Source organism: Thiocystis violacea, from assembly GCF_016583565.1.
In the GTDB taxonomy this organism is placed as follows: Bacteria; Pseudomonadota; Gammaproteobacteria; order Chromatiales; family Chromatiaceae; genus Thiorhodococcus; species Thiorhodococcus violaceus_A.
Map to the genome: position 1 here is coordinate 40,128 of NZ_NRRF01000036.1, position 7,474 is coordinate 47,601.

Annotated in this window: 3 protein-coding genes; all 3 read left to right on the forward strand. The window is 62.5% G+C overall.

The window, feature by feature from the left end; genetic code table 11:
• Window positions 1-84: 84 nt before the first annotated feature.
• The 3 genes from CKO23_RS14870 (at window position 85) to CKO23_RS14880 (ending at window position 6,733) form a co-directional block, all read left to right on the forward strand.
• Window positions 85-2,256, forward strand: a complete 2,172-nt coding sequence (locus tag CKO23_RS14870) for a tetratricopeptide repeat protein (protein ID WP_200332575.1) — start codon at window positions 85-87, stop codon at window positions 2,254-2,256.
• A gap of 41 nt (window positions 2,257-2,297) precedes the next feature.
• Window positions 2,298-4,736: a hypothetical protein gene (locus tag CKO23_RS14875; protein WP_200332577.1), complete on the forward strand. Its 2,439-nt coding sequence runs from the start codon at window positions 2,298-2,300 to the stop codon at window positions 4,734-4,736.
• Window positions 4,737-5,035: 299 nt separating this feature from the next.
• On the forward strand, window positions 5,036-6,733 hold the full coding sequence (locus CKO23_RS14880; RefSeq protein WP_200332579.1) for a hypothetical protein: 1,698 nt from the start codon (window positions 5,036-5,038) through the stop codon (window positions 6,731-6,733).
• Window positions 6,734-7,474: the final 741 nt, after the last annotated feature.

Below are 7,474 nucleotides of genomic sequence, written 5' to 3' on the forward strand. Positions count from 1 at the left end.
TGTGCTGCGTCAGAGCCGACAGTTGTCTTCGCCGCAGGCTTTCGCATTCAAAACGTCAACATCTACGACTGAGCCGAGTGACTGATGGACGAATCCAATCCCCCTCTCTACCGAGCCGGTCCGTCCGGTCAGGCCGTCTGGCTACTGAGCAACCGCCCAGCGTCAGAGCTGGAGCCCGCTGTTTTGCTGGCAGAGGGCGAGCCCGAGCCCCGCAAGCTCGACTGGACCAATCTGGATACGCCATTCCTGCGCAAGGCGCTGAGTCGTCGCAATCTGCTCCCGAACGGTGATTTTGGCGGCTCGGGCGCTGCGAGCCTGGACGGCTGGACGGGCGAGCAGGCGCAGGCGCCTGCCATCGTCGCCGTCGATTTCGGCGAGGATTGGCGTTTGCGGGATCGACATACGGCCTATCTGTTCGCGCCCGCTGACGCGGAGCGCCCGATCCTGTCGCTTGACCGCCCGATTCAACTGCTTGCCGGCCGGGAGCTGTCCTATCGATGCTCCGGTTTCTTTGCAACCCATCGCTGCGGTGGCGTCGTCGAGTTCGACCTCCTGGATGCGCAGGGAGCTGTCATCGATCAGATTCAATGCCCGATCCCGAAGCGCGAGGATCTGCCCGGTGGGCCGTCGCTGTCGGATTATCGTTGGCTCGATTGGCCGATCGCCATGCCCGCGGAGGCAACCCATGCTCGACTGCGTCTTCGCATGGGGCCGCACGAAGGTCCTGGCGAAGCGACGAGTTTTCTCTTTGCGACCCATCTCTGTGTCTGTGTGGTCGCGGACGACACTCCCCGTCTGGCTTGGGCGCCCTATTCGGCCGGTGCGTGCGAACTGATCAGGCGTGTGGCGCAAGGGTCATGGGCGGCCTGTGCGCTGGCTGAAGAGGTCTCTGAACAGGATGATCTCGCGTTGGTGAGCGAGGCTCGGCTCGCCGTCGATGCCGAATCGATCTCGGTTCAGCTTGAGCGGTCATCTGTGGGCCAGCTTCCCGATGCATCGGCAGGGGTTACCGATGTCCTGTGCCCGGATGGCTTGGGGCCAGTGTGGATCTCGGCGCCTTGGCCGATCTCAAGCCGTTTTTCGATCGCGGCGGAGCCGGAGGCGATCCAGACAAGCCCAAGCCTGCTCCGCACCTCGGGCGATTTCCTGGCGGCCGCCCTGGCCGGTGAGAACTTGCTGGAAAACGCCGACTTTGCAGAGGGCTTCGCGCATTGGAACGAGCAACCTGGATGCGGGACCGACTTCAACCCAAGCACCCGGCTCCATGAAGGCCACACGGGCTACATCTACCGCAAGGCGAGTGACGAGTCGGATGCGACGACGCTTTGTGCGGAGGCGATCCTGCTCCCGGTGACTGCCGGTGAGCGGGGCTACCAGCTCAGCGGCTATTTTGGCTACCACCGTTGTGGCGGGCACCTGGGCGTCGAGTGGATCGCCGACGACGGTGGTGTCATCGAACGTGTCCAACTCCAGCCGAGTCGCCACAAGGCGTTGGGTGGAACTGAGCTTGATGACTATGATCTTCAGGCGGCCGCGATCGTCGCGCCGGCCGAGGCTGTTGCCGCTCGCGTCTTCATTGAGAAATCCGCCACTCATCCAGGGGAAGATGGTAGTTTCATCTTTTTCACACGGTTGTTTTTCGGCCTTGCGACGCGTGGCTCCACAGCTTGGAGACCAAGGGATCAGCCCTGGCTGGAGCGGGTGCAAGCCTTCGCCAAGAGCGCCGAGCACTTCCAGCCGATGCTTGAGAACGCGGTCGATCTCGCGGAGGCGGCGATGCGCGACGGCCAGTGGATCGCTGCCTGCCAATGCTGGCAACGCATCCTGGATGCGGCGGGCGCGTCGGCGATTGCCCGGCGTGCCTATGCGGGACTGGCTGATGGATTGACGCGGATCCGCGCCTTCGACGATGCCGAAGCCGTCGTTCGCGAAGGACTGGCCGCTTACCCCGGCGACGGACGACTTCTGGTGCAGTCCGCGGAGCTGGCGACGGCGCGTCGAGATTGGTCGCGGGCGGCCGAGCGCTGGCAGCAGGTTCTATCTGCCGGTCGCATTGACCTCCCGTCTCGCGCGTATCTCGAGTACGTATCCGCGCTCTGCGAGCAGCAGCGTTATCAAGATGCCGAGCGGATGATCAGTGAGGCCATGGCGCGCCAACCTGACGATCTCCTCTTGCATGCGGGCTATGCGGAAATCTCCATGGCGCAGCAGGACTGGCCTGAGGCAATTCGGCGTTGGCAGGGCCTGAGCCAATGAGCCTCTTGATCGCAACAGGACATCCGGAGAGTGGATGGGACATGGCCGTTCCTCATCTGTTGCCGCTGGTGTCGGAGCGAATCGACGCGCTGTTGGCCGAGTGGCATCAGGAGGTGCTGCACTCCGCGCAGACTGAGGCAGAACCGGTCGTCAACCCGGATCGCCCGCTCGTGGAGCGCTTGCAGGGACTCATCCAGTTCTCCGCCGACAGCACGCCCAGCTTGCTCGCTGACGAGCGCAGCTTGCGGCTGCTCGAGTTCTGGTCCGAGCAAGCCCCGGACGCGCTCTTCCTGCTCTTCTATACCCGGGCGGAAACCGCCCTTGCCCATGCCCTGCGTCGCGGAGTCGAGCCAGCTGGCTTTGTTCGGGACTGGCAAGCAGCCAGCCGGCGCATGATGGCGTTCCAGCGTCGTCATCGTCGTCGCGCGCTCCTCATCGATGCTGAGCGGGCCTGCGCCCAGCCTGCCGCGTTGTGCGAAGCCCTGGCCAGCATGGGACTCGCGTTCGACCTTGAGTCGGCATGTCCGACTCTAGGGGCATCGACGCCGGTGCTTGAGCGGTTGGTCGCGAGTCATCTGCTTGGTGAAGACGACGAATCTCTCGCGATCGAGGCAGAGTTGGAGGCGTGCGCCTTGCCGTTGGATCCAGTGGATGCCCCCGCGCTCCCAGATCCTGATGCGCTGTGGGCCGAGTATCGAGAGGCCGGTGAGACGCTGAGGGCGCTTGGGCAAGTGCGAGATACCCAGTCCGCGCGCATCAAGGAGCTCGAAGAGCAACTTGAGGTGCTTTCAGCCGATTTTCGTGCATTGAGCGAGGAACGCGATTCGTTCGCGCAGGCGCGAGCTGAGCTTGATCGTGAGCGCGACCGGCAAGTCCAGACAGCCGCGGAGCGCCAGCGTCAGCTCGATACCCTGGCTGCTGAGAAAGCGGGGTTGAAAAAGGAGCGGGACGCTCTGTCCAAACAGGTGGCCTCTGTGACCGCCGAGCGCGACGGTCAAGCAAAACAGCTCGCGGAGCGTGCCGCTGAAATAGCGCGCCTTGAGGCCGAGCATGACTCACACGCGAAGCAGTTCGCCGAAGAGAATGAGCTGCTTCTGCTGCAACTGCATCAGGTTCAGGAAGAGCTGGAAAGCATCTTTCTGTCGGCCAAGGGGCAGTCGGAGGCGACCGCGGAGCTTGAGCGCCGAATCGAAGGGCTCACGCAAGAGCGGTCTGCTCTCACGAAGGAACGGGATACGCTCGCCAAGGAGCGGTCTCAGCTGGTTGCTGAGCGTCAAGGACAAGCCAAACAGCTCTCCGAGCGCCAGTCCGAACTCGCCAAGCTGACCCAAGAGCGGGACGTCTTGGTCAAAGAGCGGGCGGCGCTCAAAGGCTCTCGGGACGAGCAGGCGAGCGCTGCGGCGGAACGGCAGCGTCAGCTCGATACCCTGGCTGCTGAGAAAGCGGGGTTGAAGAAGGAGCGGGACGCTCTGTCCAAACAGGTGGCCTCTGTGACCGCCGAGCGCGACGGCCAAGCAAAACAGCTCGCGGAGCATGCCGCTGAGATAGCGCGCATTCAGGCGATGCAACGAACGCAGGAAGACGCTCTCAAGGACGTCAGCGAGGAGAATGAGCTGCTCCTCCTTCAGCTTCACCAGGTGCAAGAGGAGCTGGAAGTCTTCTTTCTCCGCAACCAGAGCTTGGAGCCCGAGCTGGAGGCCAACAAAACGGCTCGCAGTCAGCTGTTGGAGGCACTGAAGCGACTCGCGCAGGCGCACGATGACAAGAGCCAGCAGGCGCTGGACGCCGGTGCTCGAATCGCGCGACTCAAGCGGCACTTCGAGGCGGAGCGGCAAGCCAATCGCATCGCTCGGCAGCAGCTCGAACTCGCCCTCGGCCGCTTGGCGGCCGAACTCAGGTCGCAGGTTGATTCGGTCGCCCGCCTTCAGCGCCAATTGGAGACCGCAGCCCGGACCGCGAGCACACCGGTGCCGCTTGAGATGGCTCCAGCCGCTCAGACGTCATGGCCACAGACAATCGGCGGCGACCCTGAATTCCCGCGAGCGGGAGACCTACCTGCGGAGGCGCGGGCGGCGGTACCCCAGTCGCCGGACGCGAGCGCCTCTGCGGACTCGGCGCCTGCGGTGCCGACCTCGACCTTCAGGGAGCGCCAGAAACGACGCAAGCAGCTCAAGCATCAGCGGCGCCTGATCAAGGACTCGGAGCTCTTCGATGAGACCTGGTATCGGCGGGAGTATCTCGGTGGCGCCAGGAACGTCGATCCTGTCGAGCACTACTTGAGCGTGGGCGCCATGAGGGGGTTGAATCCGTCGCCGGGCTTCGAGACCGCTTACTACCTGAAGGTGAATCAGGATGTGCTTGAGTCTGGCATGAACCCTCTGATTCACTACCTTCGCTTTGGAATGTCCGAGGGTCGAAGGCCAACACCGGACACGCCAGAGATTACCCACGGATCAGCGTCCGATGGCGCACGGCTTTAGTGCGGGATGGGCGACAGAGCCATCGGCTCACGGATCTCAATCATCAGACCGGCCAAGCTATACAGTCGGTTGGAGCGGCGCCCGGTGGGAGCGGCGCCCCGCCGCGACCTGGTTCCCGTCGCGCCGAGGGCGGCGCTCCCACGAGGGCGTGTCGTAACCATGATCGAGGCTTACTCACGGCAAGGTAGTCATTGCTAACTGCGATCCCTATGACCCCAGAATTCGAGACCACTTCTCAACTCGCAGGCCAGTGCGCCGTGCATACCCTGGTTCACTTGGGCGCAGGTCGCTGCCGCGAGTTGGATGACCATTTGGCGATGGCCCAGCGTTTGCTGCTGGTCGAGGCGGATCCTCAGGCCTGTCAGCAGCTGCAAGCGCGAACCGCGGAGCTGGAGCAGGTTGAGGTGCGATGCTGCGCGCTCTCGCCAGAACCGGGGCAGGCGACCCTGCACCGGTACAATCTTCCTGACGCCAACAGCCTTCAACCGGCTGTCGGTTTGCTACGACTGTTCCCTGGATTGAAGCCTCGGGACCGCCTGGCGTTGGATGCTCTGTCGCCAACAGCCTTGCTCGAACCTTTGCAGCTGAACGAGCAGAACGAGCACCTGCTCGTCATCGATCTTCCAGGCCAAGAGCTGCCCATCTTGGAGTCCCTTGCGCAGTCCGGCGATCTGCACCACTTCGCCCACATCCATCTCTACTGTGGCATCGAGGCGCTCTATGAATCGGGTCGCCCGGCGACGGAGGTCGTCGACTGGCTTGCCGAGCATGGCTTCGACCTCATCGCAACAGAGGATCGCCTCGATCCTGATCAGCCATGCTGGATCCTGCGGCTGAATCGCTTAAAGCTCGATCGCATCGCGCTTCAGTATCGACTTGAGGCGCTTGAAGCCGAGAACGCGGCGCTTAAACAGGCTTGCGATGAGCAAGCCAAGAGCACGGCGGGGCTTCAGAAGCAGCTCGAGGCGCTCAAGGCTGATAAGGTGGCCGTGGTCAAAGAGCGTGACGCCCTTGCCAGCGAGCACGCTGCGCTCAAGAGTGCGCGCGACCAACAGGCCAAACTGGTGGCGGAGCGTCAGCAGCAGCTCGACGCGGTGATGACGGAGAAGGCCACCCTTGTCAAAGAGCGCGAGACGCTGAGCACGGATCACGCGGCGCTCAAACAGGCTCGCGACGAGCAAGCCAAGAGCACGGCGGAGCTTCAGAAGCAGCTCGAGGCGCTCAAAGCCGAAAAGGACGCCTGCGCCAAAGAGCAAGCCACGCTCAAGTCAGCTCGCGACGAACAAGCAAAGCTGGCCGTCGAGCGCGCCGAGCAGCTCAAGCAGCAGACAAGTGCGCGCGATCAGGCTCAAGCCAAGCTCGACGAGCTAACCAAGACCCTTGAGCAGCGCACGCAGGCGCAAACGAGTGCTCAGGCCAAGGTCGAGGAACTCAGCAAAGCTCTCGAAGCAGCCAAGGCAGAGGCGGACAAACAAGCCAAACTCGCCATCCAGTACAAGGCCGAAGCAGACACACAAACCAAAGAACGAGCCGCTCTCCAGGCCGCCCGCGACGAGCAAGCGAAGTTAGCCACCGAGCGCCAGAAACAGCTCGAGGCGCTCAAGACCGAAAAGGCAGCCGTGGTCAAAGAACGTGATGCTCTCGCCAGCGAGCAAGCGGCACTCAAGAGCGCGCGCGACCAGCAGGCCAAGCTGGCGGCGGAGCGTCAGCAGCAGCTTGACGCGGTGGCCGCCGAGAGAGCAGTTGTTGCCAAGGAGCAAGCGGAACTTCGGTCTAAGCACGAGGAGCAATCGACGCTCGTACAATCGAAGCAGGCAGAAATCGAGAAGCAAAAGGCTCAGTTGCATGAGACTCAATCTCGAATCCACACGCTTGAAGGCCAGATCGCCGAAAGTGATCAGCGGCAGGCACTCATGAACGAGGAAATGATCAAGGCTGAAGGACAGATTGAGCTGATCAAGGATCTCTTGCTGAAAGGAGACCTCCAGATCACCTGACTTGGCTCTGCGCCGAGTGCCGGTAAAGACGTGGCATCGTGGAGCGGTGTCCACTTCAGTCGCGGGGAGGTCCGGCTTGCGTTTAGCCGTCCGCTCCGACGCTGTGTGCTCGCCCAGCAGTAACCAAGGTAATTTCCTGGAAACAACAGATCGGCAAGCCTGATCCCGATGGGAAAAGCCCGTGCGATGAGCGTTGTTCGGAGCGCTGAGGATCGCCGGGCGTGCCCATCTGCCGGATCTAGTATCACGGGTGGTCAGGAACTCTAGCCCGTCGGGGCCAATATGAGGATTGCTGACGCGTGCTTCGATGCCTTGAGCCGCCAAGCCCCGCCCTGTTAGTATCGACCTCACTCGAGCGCAGCGCGCCCACCAAGACGCCGTGCGCCGTTTCCCCAGTCAGACCCGCGACGTGGGCCGCAGCCGTATGCTCATCAGCCAAGTTCTCATCTCCAGCGCTAACAACACACTCGGCTATGCCGTCGCGGTCAGCGGACCACAAGTCCCCGCCCCACCTTCAGGATGCTATTGCAGTCGGCGTTCCTGGACGCCGCCAACGCTTGCTCGGCCGCGCACGGATTCAAGAGCAATGCGAGCCTCCTCGCTGTGCCAGGCTAAGAGGATATCCGGAACAGAAAATGCTTAAATCATTAAAATTCTAAATAAGATAGCCTCTTAGGTACGACAATCACGCGTATCGATGATGCCATGGCCTTTCAAGAGATGTCCGATGATTTTTGGCGT

Bases quoted from the DNA above. Each gene is read 5' to 3' on its own strand.
- CKO23_RS14870 (WP_200332575.1), top strand. From the start codon at position 85: ATGGACGAATCCAATCCCCCTCTCTACCGAGCCGGTCCGTCCGGTCAG.
- CKO23_RS14875 (WP_200332577.1), top strand. From the start codon at position 2,298: ATGGCCGTTCCTCATCTGTTGCCGCTGGTGTCGGAGCGAATCGACGCG.